A 23,065-nucleotide genomic window follows, 5' to 3' on the forward strand; every position below is an offset into this window, starting at 1 on the left:
TTTGAGCAGCCTGCGGCTAGTTTCCTAGTTTGCTCTTTGATTTTCATTGAGTATTAATTTTGTTCTTTCACAGAGAGCTACCTGAGTTCTATTCAAGCTCAGGTAGTACTTTCTTATAAACTAGACAAACTAACTGTCATTGTACCATCAGACTACAAGACATCATCGTCACTCACCTTGGAATTCAATGTCGTACCCCAATGGGTAATTTTACGGTGCGGTTGAGCTAAAATTGGTCTGTTTTCATAGATTGTTTGCCATCTATTCCATAGTAGACCTGTCTTTTTCTCAAGCTTAATTCGCAGATTTCTCATATTTTCTTTGATTGGGAGGTTGAGGACAAAACCTGCAGTCTGGTTACGTCCATTTCCTTCCCAAGAATGACTTCGAACAACTGAATGACCATTTTTATCTACTGTAACTTCTTCCCAAGTTATAGAATAGCGTGCAATGTAAGCCCCACTATGCTGAATAGTTAGGGTTTTATCTTTTACAGGAGTGTAATTTAACACTTGTACTGGCTTTGAAGTTAGTGGTGTCACAGCATTCTTAGCTATAAACCGAAACACTTCTACTTCTGCAAGACTGAGAGCTTGATTTTTCTGACGCAATTGAATACGGACACGGCGACCTAGTTTACCATTCAACTGGAGATCTAAACTGCTTCCTTCCAAACGAGAAACATATTGTCTAGCAACTTCTGTCCCTTTTTCATCATATAAAATCACATCAAAATCTGCCAAACGTTTGGAAAGTTCGCCATCTCCACGATTGTAAAGACGGACAAGTCCTACCTGTTCTGTACGACCTAAATCAACTTCCCACCAAGGCTGATTTTCAAATTTTGTATGAGTAATTGATTGCTGGCTGTAGCTACTATTGGTATTTCCATCCAAGGCACGACTAGCATCTCCTCCAAACTCGGTAGAACTTTGGCGTGCTTGCTTTTTCCATGCGATATTCTCAGCACGCAAAACTTGAACTTCTGCGAGACTGAGAGCATTGTAACCATCTAACTCAATGCGGACAAAACGAGCTTTTTTATAGTCAATTGCAATTTGTGCAGAGATATCTTTCAGAGATGCAATGCGCTTTCTTTCAATTTCTTTTCCAGAACTATCTAAAAGAATCACATTAAAATTAGTAAGCCTATCCTGAGCAGTATCTGTTCGATTATAGATGTTGATTTGTCGAATCGTTTCTTCCTTGTCTAAATCGACTTGCCACCAAGGCTTAGATTGAAACTCTGTATGCGTTACAGAATGATGAGCATAATTCCCATCAACTTTTCCATCTACAGCCCTTCTAGCGTCACCTCCAAAAGCTGTTGAACTTTGGGTAACCCGTTTCCCTAGAGCTATATTTTCAAGAGGTTCAGCGCTTGGTTGACTAGATGACAGAGGGACTTGTTGTTTCTTAAAGAAAGAAATTTTTTCCAGTTTTGGATCACGGTAACCCTGCTTGTCCAATGTTGTTCGTTTTCCAATATTAAAGTTTGGAATATCATTCATACGGCTTTCAAAATAGCCACGCGAACGGTGTTTAACATTGGCACTTCCTGTAGATGTCACAACATCACTATCATTTTGTAGCACAGATGTAACCACATTATCGTTATCCACTACATAATGTTTAATTTTCCCATTTACAGCAAGCTTCCGACTTTCTAGTCCTACATCCCAGAAACCATTTTTGGCATTCCAGATTGTTCTTGAAGTAATGACCTTAGGTGCATTAAATGTTGTCACTTTTTTCAAAACATTATTATAAAAAGTAGGATATTTTTGATAGGCTTCAACTGCTGCTATTTGAGCTAAATAGCCTCCTAGCGAATGACCTGTCATATACAGATTGGTTATAGTGGAATCCTGCGCCAATTCTTTGACAACATTACGGATATCATCCGCTTGTGCAGGTTTATTTCCTCCTAGCAAGGTCAAGTCCGTTCTCAAATCTTTTGCATCATTCAGTCTTGTTCCACGTATAGCCAACATTTGAACAGTATTGTCTTTTAAATAAGGAAAATCACTCTTAGTTTCAAATAGATAAGCATCCAAACCACTAGCTGTATGGTAAGCTTTCTTCATCTTCCAAAACGGGGCTAACTCATTGTGCATCATCTTATATTCTTGACGATTCAAGTAGAGACTCGGAAATGGATTTTTATGATCTAGAATTTTTTCGATATAGTCATCATCACGATAGGATAACTCCATAAAGAGAAGAGCATCTCGATCTGTAACATACCATTGTTTCTTATTATCATCTTCCCCATCTGCTAATCCGTCTCCATCACTGTCTGCCAGTAATGGATGACTGTTATATCCTAAATAGTCCTTACCATCTTTACGATAAACATAAAGCTCATCCTTATTTTTGATACCATCCTGATCGTCATCACCTTCTAAATCAAGGACTTTTTCACCATAAAGAGAATTGTCAAGCAAATCATTTTCGGAGTGCAGTTCTCCTTTTGAAATTTTCAAAAGATCTTCTGCTGTCACAGGACGAGAAGTTGTAGACTCATCCTTTACATTTTCCTCTTTATTCACTTCTTCAGGAACTAGAGCAGGCTCTGTTTTATGGGATTCCAGCTTTTCTTCTTCCTTCTGATTTTTAAGGACTTCTTTTGTTTCTGGAGCTGGTTGGATAACTGCCACTCTTTCCTCTATAAGAGGCGTTTCCTGTTTTTTATCAGTATTTTCTAGTTTTGTCGGACTATCCGTTGCATTTACTACTAGAGGACTTTCATTTTTCACAACTGGACTTCCTTCATTGGCAGAAATTCCTGTCGGTGCTAAAAAAACAAAACCAACTGCAACAGATACAACTCCGATACTTAATTTTTTTATGCCAAAACGCATCATTCGTTGACCGATTTTCATTCTTTTCTAACTTTCTTTTATTTTCCCCTATTTACCAATAATTGATAAATAAGCATGTGATAAATTTTTACTAAAGATATAGTAGTTGATTAGATTTTTGTTCCTCTTTTAATCACAACAAACCCAATCTTCTCTACTAAAGACGATGAGAACTCCCCCTCATTTCTAGTCTAATGCCATCACCAATTTTTTTACAATTCAGCAAGAATTGCTTTCAGCAAGCCTTTGAAGTCACCTTTAACACGTTCAGTAACTTCTACAACTTCTTCGTGGTTGAGTTCTTCTTGGAAACCAGCTGCAAAGTTAGTAATACATGAAATTCCTAGAACTTTCAAACCCGAGTGGGCTGCCACAATAACTTCAGGAACAGTAGACATACCAACCGCATCTGCTCCAAGCGTCTTATAAGCACGGATTTCTGCTGGTGTTTCATAAGTTGGACCAGTAACACCGATATAGACACCTTCATCAAGCTTGATACCAAGTTTTTTAGCCACTTCATGGGCAGTAGCTCGGTATTCTGGTGTGTAAGCTTTAGACATATCAGGGAAACGTGGACCAAAGTCATCCAAGTTTTCACCCATCAATGGGTTTTGCCCCGTCATATTGATATGGTCTGAAATAGCCATCAAAGTACCAGGACCATAACCAATACCTCCAGCTGCATTGGTTACAATAACACCTTCACATCCAAGAACTTTCATGACACGTACTGGGAAAGTCACGACTTCCAGAGGATTTCCTTCGTAGAAATGGAAACGACCTTGAAGAGCCAAAACCTTGCGACCTGCAAGTTCCCCATATACCAATTTACCAGCGTGACCAACTACTGTTGAACGGCCCCAGTTTGGAATCTCAGCATAGTCTACTACAACTGGATTTTCGATTTCTTCTGCCAATTCTCCAAGTCCTGATCCAAGGATTAAACCGAACTCAGGCGCTTGGATTCCCTTGTCTTTCAGGAAGGCGGCAGTTTCATTGATTTTATCTAAAAATGTCATTGTGTGTCTCCTTTATTATTTTTTAGCATTTGACCGATTTTGTCGAAAGTTTTAGCATTGCGAATGGTAATGTGGCGATAGAAAGGCATCTTGAGCAAGTACTTGTGATAGGCAGTCTTAGAGTAGGATTCTTCAGAGAATTTCCCCCAGAAAAGCCCAAATCTTCCAAAATGAACGACTTCATCTTCCAGTTCCAAACTGTTCACTTTCTCGATCACTTGATCCACATCCAAGCTCTCCGTGTAAAAGAGCACATCCTTTCGCGCCAAATCTTTGGTCCACCATTCAGGCAGATTTTCAAGTTCCGCTTCAAAGTCTTCATGACTCAGTAAAGAAAAGCTCTGAATAAATGGATAATGGACTGCAAAGAAAGTCTCTAATTTTTCAACCAATCGAGCTTTGGGTTCTGTCGAAGTAAAGAAAATGTTGCCACTGTTGATGTAGGTCTCAACCTTTTCCAGTCCCAACTCTGTCAGTTCTTGACGAAGTTGCGCCATGACAACCTTATTTTTCCCACCGACATTAATGCCCCTTACCAGTAAAGCATATCGCGTCATCTTATACCAATTTATCTAAGAAACTTTCCCCAATCATGGCAGTTTTAACACCAAAGTTATCGGCAACTGTCGCTGAGATGTCTGCAAAATGTCCAACTGGAATGACACCATTTCCCTTAAAGCTAGGGCTGTAAGCTAAAAGTGGAATATATTCACGAGTATGGTCAGTTCCAGCATAGGTTGGGTCATTTCCATGGTCAGCAGTAATCAAAAGAAGATCATTCTCTCTCATAGCTGCGATAATTTCAGGTAAGCGTTCATCAAACTCATGCAAACAATCACGGTAACCATGAGCATTACGACGGTGGCCGTAAAGGGCATCAAAGTCAACCAAGTTTGTGAATGAGAATCCTTTTTCAAACTCAGCAAGGCCCATAGTCTTCAACAGTGTGTCAATTCCGTGGCTATTTGACTTGTTATGTCCCATGTCATGGTTGATACCCACACCGTTAAAGATATCGTTGATTTTCCCAACAGCGTAAGTATCGATACCAGCTTCGTTTAATTTATCCAAAACAGTCGGTGCAAATGGGGATACAGCCAAGTCACGACGGTTGGCTGTACGAGTGAAGTTACCTGGTTCACCTACATAAGGGCGAGCAATGATACGACCTAGAAGGGCAGGACGCTCAAGTGTAATTGAACGAGCGTATTCACAGATACGGTACAATTCGTCCAAAGGAATAATATCTTCGTGAGCAGCAATTTGCAAAACAGGATCAGCTGAAGTATAGATAATCAACTCCCCAGTTTCCATTTGACGTGACCCAAAATCGTCAATAACAGCTGTTCCTGAGTAAGGTTTGTTGGCTTCACGAATGACCTTGCGTCCTGAAAATTCTTCGATCTTTGTCAAGATTTCTTCTGGGAATCCGTTCCAGAAAGTATCGAAAGGCTCAGTAATGTTGAGTCCCATGATTTCCCAGTGCCCAGTCATAGTATCCTTACCAAGAGATACTTCTTCCAATTTTGTTGCATAACCTGTTGGATTGCTTTCAGCTGGTACAGTCTTAAGAGGAGTTTCGCGAGGGATATTTCCCAGACCGATTTTAGCCATGTTTGGGACATTCAAACCAACTGCTTTTGAAATGTGTCCCAGTGTGTCAGAAGCTCCATCTGGAACCCCTGCATTGACAAAGTTATTGGCATCTGGTGCAGCACCGATTCCCACAGAATCCAATACCACCAAGTGAATACGATTAAATTTTGACATAGTGTATCTCCTTATTATTTTAATTATCTTGCTTTTGTTGAAGTTAAAATCTGAACCCCGTCTCGTCCAGCAACGATTACCTTATCCACCATTTGGTTGAATAATCCGTGCTCTACAACACCAACGATATGGTCCAATTCTTGGCCGAAATCAATTGGATCTTCAATGACATCCAAGGCAAGGTCAATGATAAAATTCTGCATATCAGTCACAAAACGTTGGCCGTCTTTTTCACGGAAACTTGGTTTGTAGCCAGCTCGCTCAAAACGACGAAAGACCTGTTCTGCGCCATACTGAACCACTTCTACTGGCAATTTAAAAGCACCCAGTTTATCGACCAGCTTGCTTTCATCCACTACCCAAATATATTCTTTTGAGGGCGTTGCAACAACCTTCTCCATCAGGAGGGCACCACCACCGCCTTTGATTCCATTAAACTGACTATCCACTTCATCCGCGCCATCAACCGTCACATCAACAAAGTCTACTTGGTCAATAGACTTGAGCGGGATATTAAGCCCTTCAGCCTGTTTACTAGTCACACTAGAAGTCGTTACAGCTGTAATCTGTAACCCTTCTTCCTTGATCCGACGACCAATTTCTTCGACAAAATAATAGGCAGTAGAACCCGTTCCCAGTCCGACAATCATGCCATCATTGACAAATTCAGCAGCCTTGATACCTGCCATTTTCTTCAGATTTTCCACTCAAACACCTCCATTAAAGAGCTACCTCTATTATACCATGTAAAGGCTTTTATTTCATCTAAAAGTACCTTTAGAATACTGCTTATTTATCCTTGAAATTGAATTTTTTTAATAAAAGTAGAGCTCTGACAAATCACTTTAAGTACGGATGTAAACCAAATAAACTCTAACAAAAATAGATTTATAAGAGTAAAAAAACGAACAAATTTAGTTTCTTAGCAAGAAGAATACTAAACGTTCGTTTTTTGTGAATTAAGAATAATGATACAAATTATCAACATTTTTTGTCTAACTATTTTAGACATATCTTTTCATTACTTTAGGAAGACAATTACTAATTTCCGTTGGCAAGACCACATAATGTTCTTGAGCTAGTTCTTGAGCAATAGCTGAATGGAGATGGGTCGCTACTGTCACACGTTCGTAGAGACTGGCCTGTCGGAATTGGCCTACAAATCCTGCGATCATCCCAGCCAGAGTATCTCCCATTCCCCCAGTCGCCTGATAGGGACCGCCAACCTGTAACTGGTAATAATCAGATTGGCCAGCTTGCCAAATACGAGTAGCTGGACCTTTCTCTACCAAAATTGTTCCTTGAGGGAAGGAAGTTAGGGCACTAGCTGTTGTAGCTTCGTTTTGCTTTTCAATAGCAATACCAGACAGCTTTTCCCATTCTTTTTGGTGTGGAGTTAGAATAAGCTGGTTAGATGGAAATGACAAACTTGTCCTAGCAAGAATAGTCAAGGCACCTCCGTCTACAATCAAAATCTGATTCTGTTTTAAGCCAGCAAAGACCTGTTTAACTAAATCTTCTCCAAAAGCATCGTCTCGTAAACCAGGCCCCAGCAAGACAACTTCTGCCTTCTCCAATTGCTCTTTTAACAACTGCTGGTCTTGAAGATAAAAGGCCATAGCCTCAGGTAAATGGCTGTGCAGAGCTGGAATATTTTCCCTGTCCGTTCCAACAGTCACTAATCCTGCACCGCTTTTTACAGCTGCTAAAGTAGCCATGATGATGGCACCACCATAAGGATAAGTCCCACCAAGCAACAGCAGACGGCCATAGTCTCCTTTATGACTGGTACGAGAACGTTCAATAATGACTTTTTCTAGTAAGGATTGATTAATCACTTTCATCTTTTTTCCTCAACTATCCTTTATCTGATTGTTTTAAAACAACTTGATAGACTTTCTTAGTCCACTCTTCTAAGTCTTCTCCAGCATAGTCAAGATAATGCACCCTATCTTGTATTTTAGTTGGAATAATATTTTCAATTTGGCTCTTATTATGAGTTGGAATAATACAAATATACAACTCACTAAATAAATTCAACATATCCTTAATTTTTGCAACATGATAGCCATCAAAAATATAACCAGTAACTTTAATCAAATCTGTATAGATAAAATGAAAACTCACTCCAGGAATAAACTTGTCTTGTAATTCTTTCTCTGAAGGAGCTCGACCTAATAAACGCTCCATCGCTAATCGATAACCAGAACTTGTATTTGACCACCCTAACATGACATAGTCAAAATAATCTATCGGATCCGATGCAGCATTTCTACTATCCAAAACCAACTCCTCAGCATCTCGCCCAAAGGCTTTCACAGCAGATAAGAGCTGACCTGTTTTAAAGATAGAAATCGCTGCATCTATAGTCGTAGTATGACTACAGTAGTCTGAAGTCACTAACCTCTTATGTAGATCATAAGTCGAGGCTACTCTTTTATCTGTAGGGGTAAATGGTGGCAGAAAGGGATGCTGACAGATGTAATCTAAAATTTCTTTTTTTAAACAAGAATCAGCACACTCAATACTTGTTTGACGTTTATGAAGTTTTTCGTAAGCTATAAATTTAGCAATTTTTTCTAATTCCCACTCTTGAATATTTGGATAATCAATTAGTGCTAAGTAGTATATTCCATCCCATTGTAAACTATATTCCCCATTACGAATTTTTAAAATCATCTAATCACCTCACTCCATTATACAACAAAAAGGAGGCGCATACCTCCTTTTATAAACTTATTTCTAAAATTTAATATTCATTTCTGCCATTTTAGATATAGCTATAGAAAATACACTTTCCTCAGAAAATTTTTCTCTTATTTTCTATCCAATGTCCGGAGTGCTGCTTGATAAGTTTGCTCCATCAGCATAGTAATGGTCATAGGACCTACACCTCCAGGAACTGGCGTGATATGACTAGCAAGTGGTGCAACTGCCTCATAATCCACATCCCCACAGAGCTTGCCATTTTCATCACGGTTCATCCCAACGTCAATGACTACCGCACCTGGTTTGACAAAGTCAGCAGTCACAAACTTGGCACGACCGATTGCTACCACCAGAATATCCGCTTTAGCAGCCACCTTGGCAAGATTATGAGTACGTGAATGGGTCAAGGTCACTGTTGCATTCTTGGCCAAAAGAAGCTGAGCCATCGGTTTTCCGACGATATTGGAACGACCGATGACGACCGCATTTTTACCTTCCAAGTCAATCCCGTATTCATGAAACATTTCCATAATTCCTGCAGGTGTTGAAGGAATCATGACTGGATGACCAGACCAGAGACGCCCCATGTTTAGGGGATGGAAACCATCCACATCCTTTTCTGGGTCAATGGCCAACAAAACTGCCTCTTCATCAATATGTTTTGGTAATGGTAACTGGACCAATATCCCATGCCAAGCTGGATCCTGATTATATTTAGCAATCAAGTCTAACAATTCCGCTTGAGTAATGGTTTCTGGAACTCGCACTACTTCACTACGGAAACCAGCCGCAAGGGCAGAACGTTCCTTATTGCGAACGTAAACTTGGCTAGCTGGATTGTCCCCAACCAAAATCACTACCAAACCAGGTACTAGACCTGTTTCTTCCTTTAATTTTGCAGTCTTTTCAGCCAACTGCCCCTGCAATTTGGCCGCTAAAGCCTTCCCATCAATAATCTGTGTCATATCACTTCTCTTTTCTTTCAAATATCTTCTATTATACCAAAAACTGCTAATCCCCTCTAACACTTCTTTCCTAGGCTACCCTATAGTTTCAAACTATAAGAAAAAGCTCTAGTCGAGCTTTTCACTAATCTTGTCTTGAAATTTTAAAATAGATTATAAAACCTTACTCAAGAAATCTTTAGTCCGTTGTTCTTGGGTTTGTTCAAAAATCTGCTCAGGTGTCCCATCTTCAACAACCACACCGTCTGCCATAAAGATGACACGATCTGCCACCTCACGGGCAAATCCCATCTCATGTGTTACGATAACCATGGTCATTCCTGACTTGGCAAGGTCTTGCATAACAGCTAGAACTTCTCCAACCATTTCAGGGTCCAGGGCTGAAGTTGGCTCGTCAAAGAGCAAAACATCAGGTTCCATAGCCAACCCACGCGCAATGGCAATCCGTTGTTGCTGTCCGCCCGACAGACTCTGTGGATAAGCAGTTGCCTTATCTGGTAAACCAACTTTTTCCAAAAGTTCTTGGGCTCTCTTCTCAGCCACTACCTTGCTCTCACCTTTGGTCTTGATAGGTGACAAGGTAATATTTTCCATCACAGTCATATTAGGAAAGAGGTTGAATTGTTGGAAAACCATGCCCATCTTCTCACGCATGGCAAAGAGGTCATTCTTCTTGTCCGTAATATCGACTCCCTCAAAGATAACCTTCCCCTTGGTTGCTTCTTCCAGTAAATTCATAGAGCGAAGCAAGGTAGATTTCCCACTCCCTGAAGGACCGATGATAACAACAACTTCTCCACGTTTTATCTCTAGGTTGATTCCTTTTAATACTTCATTCTTTCCAAATGATTTATGTAAATTTTCGATTTTTATCAAGGTATCTGTCATTATTTCTTATCTCCTTGTCCCATACGTTTTTCAAAAGCTTTCAAAGCTACGGTCAAAATAGAAGTCATAATCAAGTAGTAAAAGGCTGCAAATAAAAGTGGAGTCAGAGGTAGATAGGTTGTTGTAGAAACTGTTGTAGCCCCATTCCACAACTCCATGACCCCAATAGCTGATAAGAGGGAGCTGTCCTTGATAATTGTGATAAATTCGTTCCCCAATGCTGGCAAAATATTTTTGATTGCTTGTGGCAAAATCACATAGCGCATCGCATTTTTAGGACGAATTCCTAAAGAATAGGCCGCCTCTAATTGCCCCTTAGGAACCGCATTAATTCCGGCACGAACAGTCTCAGACACATAAGCACCACTGTTCATAGAGATAATCAAAATCCCTGGAATCAGACGAGAAAGATCAACACCTAAAATTCCAACCTGAATAGTCGGAGCATTGATATGCATAAGAGCAAAGGCAATCATAATCTGAACCATCATCGGCGTCCCGCGGAAAATCCAAACGTACAAGTTGGCCAGCCAAACAAGCGGTTTAAACTTTGAACGTTGCCCAAAAGCCAAGACAACACCCAAAATAGTTCCCAAAAAGACAACACAGATAGAAATGAGAACCGTCACAACAGCCCCATAGTTAAAATAAGGTAAATACTTAGGTAAAAAAGAAAAATTCATAGTCACACTGCTTTCTAAAATAGAATACTGTATGATTATAACATGAATTGAATTAAAATTCAAATCTTTTGTCTAATTTATTCAAAAAACTTTAAGCTGGTAGAATTAGCGAGAAATCTTAGTTTTTTCTAGTCAATTTGGCCTCCTTTATGGTAAAATAGTAACGATAAGAAATGAAGGAGAATCAAAATGGAATCACATTTGGTTAGAATCATCAACCGCCTTGAAGCAATGGCAAAAGACGGCGGAAATTTAAAACGTAATTTTGAACGCGAAGGAGTTGTTGTTGCAGAAGTTGCATACAGCCACGACGAAGAAAACGGATCAATCTTTACCCTTCGTGATGTAGAAGCTCGCGAAACTTATACGTTTGATAGCATTGACTTGATTGCAATGGAGATTTACGAACTCCTTTACTAATACAAAGCAAGCTGGGATTACACCCTGCATGTCTAACCACAATCCTTTTTGTCTCACAAATAGGATTTTTTTATAGTCTAAATTCACAAAGATTTTCATTGTTACAACTTCTCAAAGCTGCAATCTTTTTACTTGCTTTACACCCCAATCCTGTTATAATGAGAGTATAGAAATTTGACTATTTTTGACCTTTAAATAGGTCAGGCTAAAGAAAGAAATGAGGTAGATGTATGCTTTGTCAAAACTGTAAAATCAACGACTCAACAATTCATCTTTATACCAATCTCAATGGAAAGCAAAAACAAATTGACCTCTGTCAAAACTGCTACAAGATTATCAAAACAGACCCTAACAACAGTCTCTTTAAAGGCATGACGGATTTGAACAATCGTGACTTTGATCCTTTTGGTGATTTCTTCAATGACCTAAACAATTTTAGACCTTCTAACAACACTCCACCGACTCCCCCAACCCAATCAGGTGGAGGTTACGGTGGAAACGGCGGTTATGGCTCCCTAAATCATGGATCTGCTCAAACTCCGCCTCCAAGCCAAGAAAAAGGCCTACTGGAAGAATTTGGTATCAATGTAACTGAGATTGCCCGTCGTGGCGATATCGACCCCGTTATTGGACGTGATGATGAGATTATTCGTGTCATCGAGATTCTCAATCGTAGAACCAAGAATAATCCTGTTCTTATCGGTGAACCTGGTGTCGGAAAAACGGCCGTTGTCGAAGGTCTAGCTCAGAAAATTGTTGATGGCGATGTTCCACATAAACTCCAAGGTAAACAAGTTATCCGTCTGGATGTTGTTAGCTTGGTTCAAGGAACGGGTATCCGTGGACAATTTGAAGAACGCATGCAAAAACTCATGGAAGAAATTCGCAAACGTGAGGACATCATCCTCTTTATCGATGAAATCCATGAAATTGTTGGTGCTGGTTCTGCGGGCGATGGCAATATGGATGCAGGAAATATCCTCAAGCCAGCCCTTGCTCGTGGGGAACTGCAACTGGTCGGTGCCACTACCCTCAATGAATACCGTATCATTGAAAAAGATGCTGCCCTAGAGCGTCGTATGCAGCCTGTCAAAGTTGATGAACCAACAGTGGAAGAAACAATCACTATCCTCAAAGGAATTCAAAAGAAATACGAAGACTACCACCACGTTCAGTATACTGATGCTGCAATTGAAGCAGCTGCAACTCTTTCTAATCGCTACATCCAAGATCGCTTCTTGCCTGACAAGGCCATTGACCTCCTAGATGAAGCTGGTTCTAAGATGAACTTGACCTTGAATTTTGTCGATCCTAAAGTGATTGATCAACGCTTGATTGAGGCTGAAAATCTCAAATCTCAAGCTACACGAGAGGAAGATTTTGAGAAGGCGGCTTATTTCCGCGACCAGATTGCCAAGTATAAGGAAATGCAAAAGAAAAAGGTCACAGACCAGGATACTCCTATTATCAGTGAGAAAACCATTGAACATATTATCGAGCAGAAAACCAATATTCCTGTTGGTGATTTAAAAGAGAAAGAACAATCTCAACTCATCCATCTAGCCGAAGATCTCAAGTCTCATGTTATTGGGCAAGACGATGCTGTCGATAAGATCGCTAAGGCTATTCGACGTAATCGGGTTGGTCTCGGTACGCCTAACCGCCCAATCGGAAGCTTCCTCTTCGTCGGGCCAACTGGGGTCGGTAAGACAGAACTTTCTAAACAACTGGCAATCGAACTCTTTGGTTCTGCTGACAGTATGATTCGCTTCGATATGAGTGAATACATGGAAAAACACAGTGTAGCTAAATTAGTTGGTGCCCCTCCAGGTTATGTTGGCTACGATGAGGCTGGGCAATTAACTGAAAAAGTTCGCCGCAATCCCTACTCTCTTATTCTCTTGGATGAAGTAGAGAAAGCCCATCCAGATGTTATGCACATGTTTCTTCAGGTCTTGGACGATGGTCGTTTGACAGATGGGCAAGGACGTACCGTTAGCTTCAAGGATGCCATTATTATCATGACCTCAAATGCAGGGACAGGTAAGGTCGAAGCCAGCGTTGGATTTGGGGCTGCTCGCGAAGGACGTACCAACTCTGTTCTTGGTGAACTCGGTAACTTCTTTAGCCCAGAGTTTATGAACCGTTTTGATGGTATTATCGAATTTAAGGCTCTCAGCAAGGATAACCTCCTTCAGATTGTCGAGCTTATGCTAGCAGACGTTAATAAGCGCCTTTCTAGCAACAACATTCATTTAGATGTAACTGAAAAGGTCAAGGAAAAGTTGGTTAACCTCGGCTATGATCCAAAAATGGGGGCACGCCCACTTCGCCGTACTATTCAAGACTATATTGAAGACGCAATCACTGACTACTACCTTGAAAATCCAAGCGAAAAAGACCTCAAGGCAGTTATGACCAGCAAAGGCAAGATTCAAATCAAGTCTGCCAAAAAAGCTGAAGTTAAAACTTCTGAAACAGAAAAATAAATTCTATAAAAAAGGAGTAGAAAATGAAATGTTTCTGCTTCTTTTTTACTAAAATAACTGTAATTTCTTGACAGCTTGCCCTTTGTCCATTATGATAATAATAACGATACTAGATAATGAGGAAAATGCAATGGCAAACCCAACTTTCGGAGAAAAAAAAGCGAATACAGACTATGTTGCACGCTATGGAGTGTATGCAGTTATCCCTGACGCTGAACAAAAACAAATAGTTTTAGTTCAAGCTCCTAATGGTGCTTGGTTCTTACCAGGTGGCGAAATTGAAGCAGGGGAAAATCATCAGGAAGCCCTAAAACGTGAATTGATTGAAGAGCTTGGATTCACAGCTGAAATTGGTGTCTATTACGGACAAGCTGACGAATATTTCTACTCTCGTCACCGTGATACCTACTACTACAATCCTGCCTACCTCTATGAAGCGACATCTTTCAAGGAAGTTCAAAAACCACTAGAAGACTTTAATCATATTGCCTGGTTCCCTATTGATGAGGCTATTGAAAATCTCAAACGTGGTAGCCATAAATGGGCTATTGAATCTTGGAAAAAACAGCATAAGATTGACTAAATCAAGCGACTTTATTCAAAAAGTGCTATAATAGTATTAGAAAATCGGAGGAAATATTATGAAGCTTATCAATACGACAAACTCACACTCGCAACTTGTAAAAGGCCAGCTAGAGAGTACAGATGCAACCCTTGTTGAGGTCTATTCTGCTGGAAATACAGATGTTATTTTTACCCAAGCTCCGCTTCACTATGAAATCCTCATCTCAAATAAACACCGTGCTATTCGAGAAACTGAAATCGAAGCCATCCAAGAATTTTTCTTGAAACGTAAAATTGATAAGGACTCTATTGATGAAGCCAATATCAAGACACTCTACTCAGAAAAATTAATTGGGATTTCGATTCCAACCAAGTAAAATTTTGGAGAGATTAGAAAGCTATTGAACCTTATAGACCAAACATAGGTTCTGACTTGCTTTTTAAATCGTCTCCAATTTTTTATCTTGAGATCTTATCATACAAGATTTTATAGACAAATAAAAAAGATTTGATTCTGCTTCTCACAAAACCAAATCTTTTTTATTATTTTAGAAACGAATCGTTTCACGTGTTTTCTCATACGAGGTAACAAATCGGTTGGTTACACCAGGCTCTGCCACTTCCAATGCTTGAGAAATCTTGTCAAACGAAGCGCGATAATCAAATTCTTTTTCAAAAATATCTAAAGCTTCGTTAAATGCTTCTTGAATACGTTCATCAAATGAGCGGTAGCGGTTAGAATATTGCAATAGTTGTTCTGTCAAGGTTGCATACTGTACAATATTATAAGTTTCCGTCTCAAGCTCTTCCATATCCTTCGTTGCAATTTCAAGAATACGGTTAACTGATTCTATATTGACCAATTTTTGCTCTAATTCAGCCATTAGATCTTCCGTATTATTACTTGCTGTAAAGAATAACTTCAAGAAAGTTTGTGGAATACCAGGTAAGTTCCGTTTTTCCATATATCTCTTGATTGTATGGAGACGATTAACATATACATTTGCCTTTTGACGTGCATTGATATCATCTTTCTCAATTCGTGCAAGACGCTCACTAACTGAAATCTGTTCATCTTCAATCTCTTTAAGATTTTCCTGTAAAGATTCAAGATTTTCTTCAAGAATTGAATATGCTTGAGTTGGTTCATCTTGATTTGAAGTTGCCTCAATAATAGCAGTCTCAAAGTTTTCTAATTCACCCTGTAAACGACGAACATGACTTGCATCTGACTCAGAAAGTAAATAGTTTTTACTCAAACGCTCAATGTCTTCTATCAATAAAGCATTATTTTCCTTCATGTGTTGAAGATAAGTAGGAAGTGTTGATACTAAACCTTCTACTACTTTCTGTGCCGCAATTTCTCTTGTAAAGATATCATAAAGTGCATTAATCTCTTCTTGGATTTGAGTATTTTCGTACTCTGCATTATCCAATTCTAGTTTCGCAATATTCTCATGATTTTTCTTGAGAGCTTCATAAAGCAGTTGGAAACGCGCTTCAATATCCGTTTCAGCAAAATGATAATTAGCATCTAAAAGCTTACGGTAGCCATCTTCTAAATCTTCCAGTTGATCAGGTAGCTCTTTAGATAATGTTGCTACAATTGCTGGTATACGATCAACAATATGTGTCAAAGCCAAGATATGATTTTCAGCATTATCCAAAATCACAGCAGCTTCTACTGGGTCACCAGACGAATTTAAAGTTACAAACTGAGAAAACTCTGATTGGATATTTTCCAATTGTTTTTCAATTTCAGATAAACCTTGGCCATATTCTTCAGAATGATCAGCAACTCGGTGTTGCAACTCTTCAAACAAGTCCAAGGTATGAAGAACACGTCCACTATTTTTAGACTCTTGTTTCTCCAAATCTGCCAAGGCATTGCGAATTGCCGCAATATCTTCTTCAATCAAAGTAATTTGACTCTCGATTTGATCGATTTGATGACTCGCTTTGAAAAAACGGAATGAGTTATTGTAGCCTTCTGCCTCGAAAAGATTATTTTCGATATCGGCAAAAGAATTAAGAGATAAATCAACCCATTTTTGATTCCATTCACGGAAAGTCACCTGACTTTGTCCAATCAAGTGCATATTTTTTACAGCTTCAACTTCATCATTAACTGGAAGATTGTACAGTTCTTCTTTTTTCTCTTCTAAAATTGCTAGTTTACTTTCATTGCGTTTCCTTACATAGATTGCGATAGCATAAGCAATGACCAATAAAACTGCAACTGCAATTATCAAATAAATTACTAGTCTAGCAGACATATTAAACTCCTTTTTTACTTGAAACAATCGTAATGATTATATCATATTTTTTAGACCAAGGGAACTACTTCTCCCGATTTTTTAGACATCAAGTGTACTATAGACGGCATTTTCTTCGATAAACTCACGACGAGGCTCTACTCGATCCCCCATCAACATATCAAAGATTTTATCTGCCTCAGCTGCGTCATCCACAGAAACTCTGGCCATCAAGCGATGTTCAGGATCCATGGTTGTTTCCCACAATTGGTGGTCATCCATTTCACCCAGACCTTTATAACGCTGAATGGTTGGTTTGGCACGTCCTTCACTGTGGCGGGCCAAGGCTTCTTGGAGTTTGATTTCTTGATCTGCACCTGGCTGGATGTATTCTTTAATCTCGCTTCCAACCTTGACACCATAGATTGGTGGTTGGGCGATATAAACATAACCAGCTTCTAGGATTGGTTTCATATAACGATAAATCAAGGTTAAAAGAAGGGTACGAATGTGGGCTCCATCGACATCGGCATCGGTCATCAAAACGAGTTTTTGGTAACGAGCTTTCGAAACATCAAATTCTGCACCAAATCCTGTTCCCATCGCTGTGAAAAGGCTTCGAATTTCTTCGTTAGCAAGAATTTTATCCATGCTAGCTTTTTCAACGTTCAAAATCTTACCGCGGATTGGAAGAATTGCCTGAAATTCACGGTTACGACCAGATTTGGCTGATCCACCAGCTGAGTCTCCTTCGACGATGAAGAGTTCTGTTTCAGCAGGATTGTTAGAAGAACAGTCTGCTAGTTTCCCTGGAAGGTTGGAAATTTCCAAACCAGATTTTTTACGAGTGACTTCACGCGCACGCTTGGCAGCCACACGAGCCTTAGCAGCTAAAATCCCTTTTTCCACGATACGTTTGGCAATCTGTGGATTTTCCATAAGGAAATCAGAGAAGGCCTCACTGAAGAGGCGATTGGTAATCTTGACCACTTCACTATTGCCCAATTTGGTCTTGGTTTGTCCTTCAAACTGTGGATTTGGGTGTTTAACTGAGATAACTGCAGTTAATCCTTCGCGAACATCTTCCCCTGTCAGGTTGTCTTCATTGTCTTTTAGTAACTTATTCTTACGAGCATAATCGTTGATGACACGTGTCAAGGCTGTACGGAAACCTTGTTCATGCGTTCCACCTTCATGTGTATGAATATTATTGGCGAAACTCATGACATTTTCATGGTAACCAGTTGTGTACTGCATGGCTACCTCAACTGTGATATCATCCATCTCACCGTCTGTATAGATTGGTGTATCAAAGATTACATCCTTGTTCTCGTTGATATATTCAACGTAACTAGCAATCCCACCTTCATAATGATAATGCTTGGTTTGTTCCAAACCTTCACGCTTATCTGTAATGGAGATTTGAAGACCGCGATTTAGAAAGGCTAACTCTTGAATTCGTTTATTTAATTTATCAAAATCAAAGGTTGTTGTTTCAGTGAAGATTTCTGGGTCCGGTGTGAAGTGAACTGTTGTTCCCGTTTTATCCGTATCTCCAACCACCTCAAGGTCTGCAACAACATGACCACGACGGTATTCTTGGTAATGAATTTTACCATTTTTGTGGACATGAACGTCTAATTGAGTTGAAAGAGCGTTAACAACTGAGGACCCCACTCCGTGAAGACCACCTGAGACCTTATATCCGCCACCGCCAAACTTTCCTCCAGCGTGAAGAACAGTAAAGACAGTCTCAACGGCAGGTCGACCTGTTTTTTCCTGAATATCGACTGGGATACCACGCCCATCATCGACAACAGTAATCGAATCATCTGGCTCAATAAAGACTTGAATATGGCTGGCAAATCCTGCCAAGGCCTCATCAATTGAGTTATCAACAATTTCCCAGACTAGATGGTGAAGACCTTCTTTTGAGGTCGATCCGATATACATCCCTGGACGCATACGAACAGCCTCTAAGCCCTCTAAAACTTGAATTTGACTGGCATCATAATCTTGTGCCTGCAGATTTTTGATTTCTTCTGTCATCTTTTTCCTTTTTCTTACATGTCTAATACTTGTCTTAAATTCACGATACTGGTAAACAAGTGGGTATCCAATCCTGCTGCTTGACCTGCTTCGATATCAATCGACCGATCACCAATAACAAGACCAGAGCTAATCTGATACTTTTCTCTTAAATAAATCATGGACTCAGGATTTGGCTTTCTCTTAAAACCCGAGCTAGAAGTCACCACTTCTGTAAAATAGGCTGCTATAGAGGTTTTTTCTAAAATTTCCAAGACCTGATCATTTCTGTGAGAAACCAAGAAATGACGCCCACCTTGATTTGAAATGTCTTCCAATAATTCAGAAACTCCTTCAAACAAAATCGGGTGTTCAAGCTCTCTGGCTTCATTTTCCTTGTACTTTTCTAAAAAATTCTCTAAGTTGGGAGCGAATGTCTCAATCGCAAAATCAGTAGAAACCTTTAAAGCCTGATAGACACTATCATGGTCTTGTGTGATGCCATACAATGCCAATGTTTCAACAAATGCAGCTGTTGAAGTTTCGTAATTATTCAGTAAAGTTCCACCTAAATCCCAGATATAATCGTGATATTTCATACCCTTCATTATAGCATTTTTTTATGAAAAAAGCGATGATTTCCCTGAGTTTTCCACATAAAAAAACGAGAGTTTGACTCCCGTTTTACTGATTTTTACCAAAGACATCTCGATAGAGCATTCCTGTTCGTAAAGTCTCTGCGTCTCCTCCTAGTTGGTCCACCAACTCATAGGCAAAGGCAAGGGCTGTTGAGGGGCCTCGACTGGTTGTCAAATGACCATCTACCACTACTGTTTCCTTGACGTAGTGACCATCAAGGATTTGCTCTTGAACGCCGTCATAACAAGTGTACTGCTTGTTTTTCAATAGCCCTGCTTGATTGAGAGCAATTGGCGCAGCACAAATGGCTGCTAGTTTTTTTCCTTCTCGTTCGAAGCTTTGCAACTCTTGAATCAAGGCCTGATTATCGCGCAAATGTGCAGAACCAGGCATCCCGCCAGGAAGAACAATCATGTCATAGTCTGATAAATCACCATCAAAAACACGATCTGCACTTACTTGGATTGCATGCGAACCAGTCACTTGCTCTTCAAACCCAACCATATCACAAGTGATACTTGCCCGACGCAAAACATCCACAACTGTCAAAGCTTCAATTTCTTCAAAGCCCTGAGCCAACATAACTGCTACTTTTACCATGATTTTCTCCTTATTTGATTTGTTTTAATACAACCTTTTTCCGTTTGAATGGAACTTTTCCGCTCTTTTCTTCAGCTAGATTAGTCTGGTAACTCATTGATAAAAGTAAGCCAACACCAATCAGATTACTGATAATAGCTGATCCCCCTTGAGAAATGAAAGGTAATGGAATCCCAGTCAAAGGAAGCAAACCTGTTACGGCACCGATATTCTCAAAGATATGGAAGAGTAACATCATAATCAAACCTGTGGAAATATAGGTGTAGAACTGATTATTTGATTTAAGAGTAATCTTTAACATACGGTAAATCAGCATGAGATAAAGGGCAATAACAAGGACTGAGCCAATAAAGCCAAAATCTTCTGCAATGACCGTGAAAATCATATCAGACTCTCTAACTGGAATAAGCAGATTAGAAGCATTAAACCCTTGTCCAAATAAGCCACCGCTTCCAATGGCAATCTGTCCTTGAGCCTGTTGGTAAGTGGTTGTTTGGGCAAAGTCAAATGGATTGAGCCAAGCCAAAATACGGTTAATTTGGTAGGTCGGCATTCCCAGTTGATGAAGAAAAGCCCGGCCGTCCTTGCTGATAAAAATAGCTAAGAAACCAGCAATTCCTGTTACAGCAGTCACAAAAACTGGGATAATAATTTTCCAAGAAACTCCTGATAGCAAGACGATTCCTGAGAAAATGGCTACAAAAACCAAAGCCGTCCCTAAGTCACTTTGAAGTGCCAAAAGAACTAGGACTGGAATGGTAAAGAGAATCATCCAGAAAATCAACAAGAAGTCCAGCGGAACTGTACGTCTCCATTCCTTATGTTTTTTTGTAAATTGGACAATCACACGAGCCAACATGAGGATATAGGATATCTTCATAAATTCTGACGGCTGGAACAAGGTAACACCATTTACCGATACCCAGTTTTTGGCACCCGTTGATGCAACTAAGCTTGGATTATAAAAGACAATCGGCAAGACCATAAGTCCTAAGCCTAAAATATATAGAAAGGGGGTCACCTTCCAAAGAAACTCTGTATTAAAGAGCATGACGATAAAACCAATCACAAGCCCCAAGGCGATCCAGGCGACCTGCTGCCCTAAAATGGGCAGAATATTATTTGGATAATCATGACTAACGGCTATATAAATAGCCACCACGCCAATAACCAGTAGAAAAAATACTGGCAATAGCAAACTATAATCGACTCTGGAGTCGAGAGAACGTTTCATATACACTAACCTTATACTTTCATACTATACTATTTATCAAAGTTCATTTAAAAATTTATCAATAGCCTCATCAACTTCGGATCGAGAGACGGTTTTAACGGTCGCTTCTTTTGCTAGAGATGCTACTATCTGTTTGCCATATCGCTTTCCAACAATTCTCCTATCCAAAACAAGGGTTAAGGAACGTTGGTGTTCGCATCTCATACTTCTTCCCAAAGCTTGCTTTAAACGAATAATGGCCATTGGCAACTGATAATCATAAAAGGCATTTTTTCCTTCCTGATTCAGTTCCTGATTGATCTTTTTCGTCAAGGGCTCTTGAGGATTTTGGAAAGGAAGTCTTGGTACAACTTGAATCACAAAAGGATGACTTGAAAAATCAACCCCCTCCCAGAAACTTGCTGCACCAAGCAGGATTTGTTGTTCACCTTTTTCAAAGCGTTTCTTCAGTTGATGAACATCCCCATTTTTATACTGGGCCAAGTGGCTAACTGGAAGTAAATCCGATACTGCTAAAAGCATGTCTTTAGCAGTAAAGAGAACTAAAATCGGTTGCTGGAAAGCTTGAATTTCCATCAGCAAATCAGCTACCTCTTTGGCGTAGATTTCTAAGGACGTTTCTGTTACCAAGGGGAAATCTTTGACCAAGATCACTTCTTGATCCTGTTTTCCCCGTGCTTCAATCTTAACAAATTTGGCTTCAGGATAGCCTAAAAGATCTGCCAAAGAAACCCTCTGACTAATCTCAAGAGTGGCCGACACTCCCAAGACTTGACATGAATTAGATGTTAAAGAAGATAGAAGAATACGTCCTGATTTTGTAGAAGAAATCTGAATTTTCTTTTGACTCGTTTCAATTGCTTCAAGCCAGTAATCTCGGTCAGCTGTAAAATAGCGAACCAGCTCCTCAAAGCCTTCTACTTCTAATTCTGAAAAATATTGATGGAGATTGAACAGAGAATCTAATATATTTTTCTTAGATTTCCCAGACTGAAATTGTTCAATCAAGTAGAGGCACTCAAAGCGAATACTTTCTAGTATTCGTTGCTGGACCTTATTTTGCTCCTCCAGTAAAGCCTTATCAAGCAAATCGATAATAGACTGGATATCGTGAGTCTCTTGAAGCAGATTTTCTAGAGCCAACAAGATTTTTTGAACTTCATCAATAATCAATAAACGGTCACTGACAAATTCAGGATTATCTTCCAGTCTGGTTACAAGATAGGCATGATTGGTCACTAAAAGCTTGCAGGTTTGTGCCCTTTCTTGACTACGTTTCCAAAAATCTTCCGTCACAAATAAGCTCTGAGATGATAAATTCCCGTCATGACGAAGATCTGTTAGAAAATGTTGGTAACGGTAGAGTTGCCCGATTTCATCCAAATCTCCTGTCTCTGTCTCAGTCAGCCAGACCAAGAGTTGCATTTTAAAGCGTCTAAATAAGCGATTTTCATCATTTTCCTGCAAGGAACGATAAAAGGCATCCAACTTCAGATAATTGTGTGGTCCCTTTAAACTATGAATATCTATATGGAACACTTCCTTGAGACGTTTACCTTCTTCTTCCATGATCTGATTTTGAAGAATCTTTGTCGGAACGCTAAGGACAATTTGACGCTCTTTAGCTTGAGATAAAGCGGGTAAGAGATAGCCATAGGTTTTCCCAATCCCAGTCGGAGCTTGAATCAGAGAGACAGGCTCATCTTTCAATAGCAAGCCAACCTCTTTAGCAAAACTTTCTTGTTCCTCCCTCACTTCAAGGTTCAATAGAGAAATGTTTTTAGAAAAATCTTGAGATAGTTTTCGTAGCTCTAGGGGAGCAGCCGTTTTCTTGAAATATAGCCCTTGAACTTGGACCAAGTCTGGAGAACTCAGGATAGATTGACTGCGATAAATTTCTTCAATAACTAGGTAAGACTCATATAAGAGAGCATC

At 39.7% G+C, this 23,065-nt stretch carries 20 protein-coding genes; 4 read left to right on the forward strand and 16 right to left on the reverse strand.

What is annotated here, in order from left to right; translation table 11 throughout:
* Window positions 1-152: 152 nt before the first annotated feature.
* The 10 genes from ADI58_RS11665 to ADI58_RS05195 all read right to left on the reverse strand — a co-directional run bounded on the left by ADI58_RS11665 (window position 153) and on the right by ADI58_RS05195 (window position 10,901).
* Window positions 153-2,885, reverse strand: coding sequence for a galactose-binding domain-containing protein (locus ADI58_RS11665; protein WP_080982472.1), 2,733 nt, complete (start codon window positions 2,883-2,885; stop codon window positions 153-155).
* Window positions 2,886-3,076: 191 nt separating this feature from the next.
* The gene (locus tag ADI58_RS05155) at window positions 3,077-3,886 is read right to left on the reverse strand and encodes a purine-nucleoside phosphorylase (protein WP_049521715.1); all 810 of its coding nucleotides are present in this window, start codon (window positions 3,884-3,886) and stop codon (window positions 3,077-3,079) included.
* Window positions 3,883-4,443: a DUF1697 domain-containing protein gene (locus ADI58_RS05160; protein ID WP_049521716.1), complete on the reverse strand. Its 561-nt coding sequence runs from the start codon at window positions 4,441-4,443 to the stop codon at window positions 3,883-3,885. The genes ADI58_RS05155 and ADI58_RS05160 overlap by 4 nt, the downstream gene beginning before the upstream one ends.
* 1 nt (window position 4,444) lies before the next feature.
* On the reverse strand, window positions 4,445-5,656 hold the full coding sequence (locus ADI58_RS05165; protein ID WP_049521717.1) for a phosphopentomutase: 1,212 nt from the start codon (window positions 5,654-5,656) through the stop codon (window positions 4,445-4,447).
* A 23-nt stretch (window positions 5,657-5,679) separates the two neighbouring features.
* The gene (gene rpiA, locus ADI58_RS05170) at window positions 5,680-6,363 is read right to left on the reverse strand and encodes a ribose-5-phosphate isomerase RpiA (protein ID WP_049521718.1); all 684 of its coding nucleotides are present in this window, start codon (window positions 6,361-6,363) and stop codon (window positions 5,680-5,682) included.
* 297 nt (window positions 6,364-6,660) lie between these two features.
* The gene (locus ADI58_RS05175) at window positions 6,661-7,500 is read right to left on the reverse strand and encodes an NAD(P)H-hydrate dehydratase (protein WP_049521719.1); all 840 of its coding nucleotides are present in this window, start codon (window positions 7,498-7,500) and stop codon (window positions 6,661-6,663) included.
* 13 nt (window positions 7,501-7,513) lie between these two features.
* On the reverse strand, window positions 7,514-8,335 hold the full coding sequence (locus ADI58_RS05180) for a hypothetical protein (protein WP_049521720.1): 822 nt from the start codon (window positions 8,333-8,335) through the stop codon (window positions 7,514-7,516).
* A gap of 137 nt (window positions 8,336-8,472) precedes the next feature.
* Window positions 8,473-9,330, reverse strand: a complete 858-nt coding sequence (locus ADI58_RS05185; protein ID WP_049521721.1) for a bifunctional methylenetetrahydrofolate dehydrogenase/methenyltetrahydrofolate cyclohydrolase — start codon at window positions 9,328-9,330, stop codon at window positions 8,473-8,475.
* 153 nt (window positions 9,331-9,483) lie between these two features.
* Window positions 9,484-10,218, reverse strand: a complete 735-nt coding sequence (locus ADI58_RS05190) for an amino acid ABC transporter ATP-binding protein (RefSeq protein ID WP_049521722.1) — start codon at window positions 10,216-10,218, stop codon at window positions 9,484-9,486.
* Window positions 10,218-10,901 carry an amino acid ABC transporter permease gene (locus tag ADI58_RS05195; protein ID WP_001011642.1) on the reverse strand — a complete coding sequence of 228 codons (684 nt, stop codon included), beginning with the start codon at window positions 10,899-10,901 and terminating at the stop codon, window positions 10,218-10,220. Before ADI58_RS05195 ends, ADI58_RS05190 begins: the two co-directional genes overlap by 1 nt.
* A 189-nt stretch (window positions 10,902-11,090) precedes the next feature.
* On the opposite strand from ADI58_RS05195, the gene ADI58_RS05200 reads away from it, so the two are divergent.
* From ADI58_RS05200 to ADI58_RS05215, 4 genes are all read left to right on the forward strand, one after another.
* Window positions 11,091-11,321 (forward strand): DUF1797 family protein, encoded by a 231-nt coding sequence (locus tag ADI58_RS05200; protein WP_000443570.1) that lies wholly within the window; start codon window positions 11,091-11,093, stop codon window positions 11,319-11,321.
* Between the two features lie 230 nt (window positions 11,322-11,551).
* Window positions 11,552-13,810: an ATP-dependent Clp protease ATP-binding subunit gene (locus ADI58_RS05205; protein WP_049521723.1), complete on the forward strand. Its 2,259-nt coding sequence runs from the start codon at window positions 11,552-11,554 to the stop codon at window positions 13,808-13,810.
* Between the two features lie 130 nt (window positions 13,811-13,940).
* Entirely contained in the window at window positions 13,941-14,393 is a 453-nt protein-coding gene (locus ADI58_RS05210) for an NUDIX hydrolase (protein ID WP_049521724.1), read from the forward strand.
* A gap of 58 nt (window positions 14,394-14,451) precedes the next feature.
* A complete protein-coding gene (locus ADI58_RS05215; protein ID WP_000767184.1) occupies window positions 14,452-14,751 on the forward strand; it encodes a DUF1827 family protein in 300 nt (99 codons plus the stop codon).
* 171 nt (window positions 14,752-14,922) lie between these two features.
* Here ADI58_RS05215 and ezrA read toward each other — a convergent pair whose 3' ends face one another.
* The 6 genes from ezrA to ADI58_RS05245 form a co-directional block, all read right to left on the reverse strand.
* The gene (ezrA, locus tag ADI58_RS05220) at window positions 14,923-16,650 is read right to left on the reverse strand and encodes a septation ring formation regulator EzrA (protein ID WP_049521725.1); all 1,728 of its coding nucleotides are present in this window, start codon (window positions 16,648-16,650) and stop codon (window positions 14,923-14,925) included.
* Window positions 16,651-16,731: 81 nt separating this feature from the next.
* Window positions 16,732-18,678: a DNA topoisomerase (ATP-hydrolyzing) subunit B gene (gyrB, locus tag ADI58_RS05225; protein ID WP_049521726.1), complete on the reverse strand. Its 1,947-nt coding sequence runs from the start codon at window positions 18,676-18,678 to the stop codon at window positions 16,732-16,734.
* Between the two features lie 14 nt (window positions 18,679-18,692).
* Window positions 18,693-19,256, reverse strand: coding sequence for an HAD family hydrolase (locus ADI58_RS05230; protein ID WP_049521733.1), 564 nt, complete (start codon window positions 19,254-19,256; stop codon window positions 18,693-18,695).
* Between the two features lie 85 nt (window positions 19,257-19,341).
* A complete protein-coding gene (locus ADI58_RS05235; protein WP_049521727.1) occupies window positions 19,342-19,896 on the reverse strand; it encodes a DJ-1 family glyoxalase III in 555 nt (184 codons plus the stop codon).
* Between the two features lie 10 nt (window positions 19,897-19,906).
* Window positions 19,907-21,130 (reverse strand): FtsW/RodA/SpoVE family cell cycle protein, encoded by a 1,224-nt coding sequence (locus ADI58_RS05240; RefSeq protein WP_049521728.1) that lies wholly within the window; start codon window positions 21,128-21,130, stop codon window positions 19,907-19,909.
* A 36-nt stretch (window positions 21,131-21,166) separates the two neighbouring features.
* A partial coding sequence (locus tag ADI58_RS05245; RefSeq protein ID WP_049521729.1) for a bifunctional DnaQ family exonuclease/ATP-dependent helicase occupies window positions 21,167-23,065 on the reverse strand: 1,899 nt, incomplete at its 5' end.

The organism is Streptococcus mitis, from assembly GCF_001074635.1.
Taxonomy (GTDB): domain Bacteria; phylum Bacillota; class Bacilli; order Lactobacillales; family Streptococcaceae; genus Streptococcus; species Streptococcus mitis_E.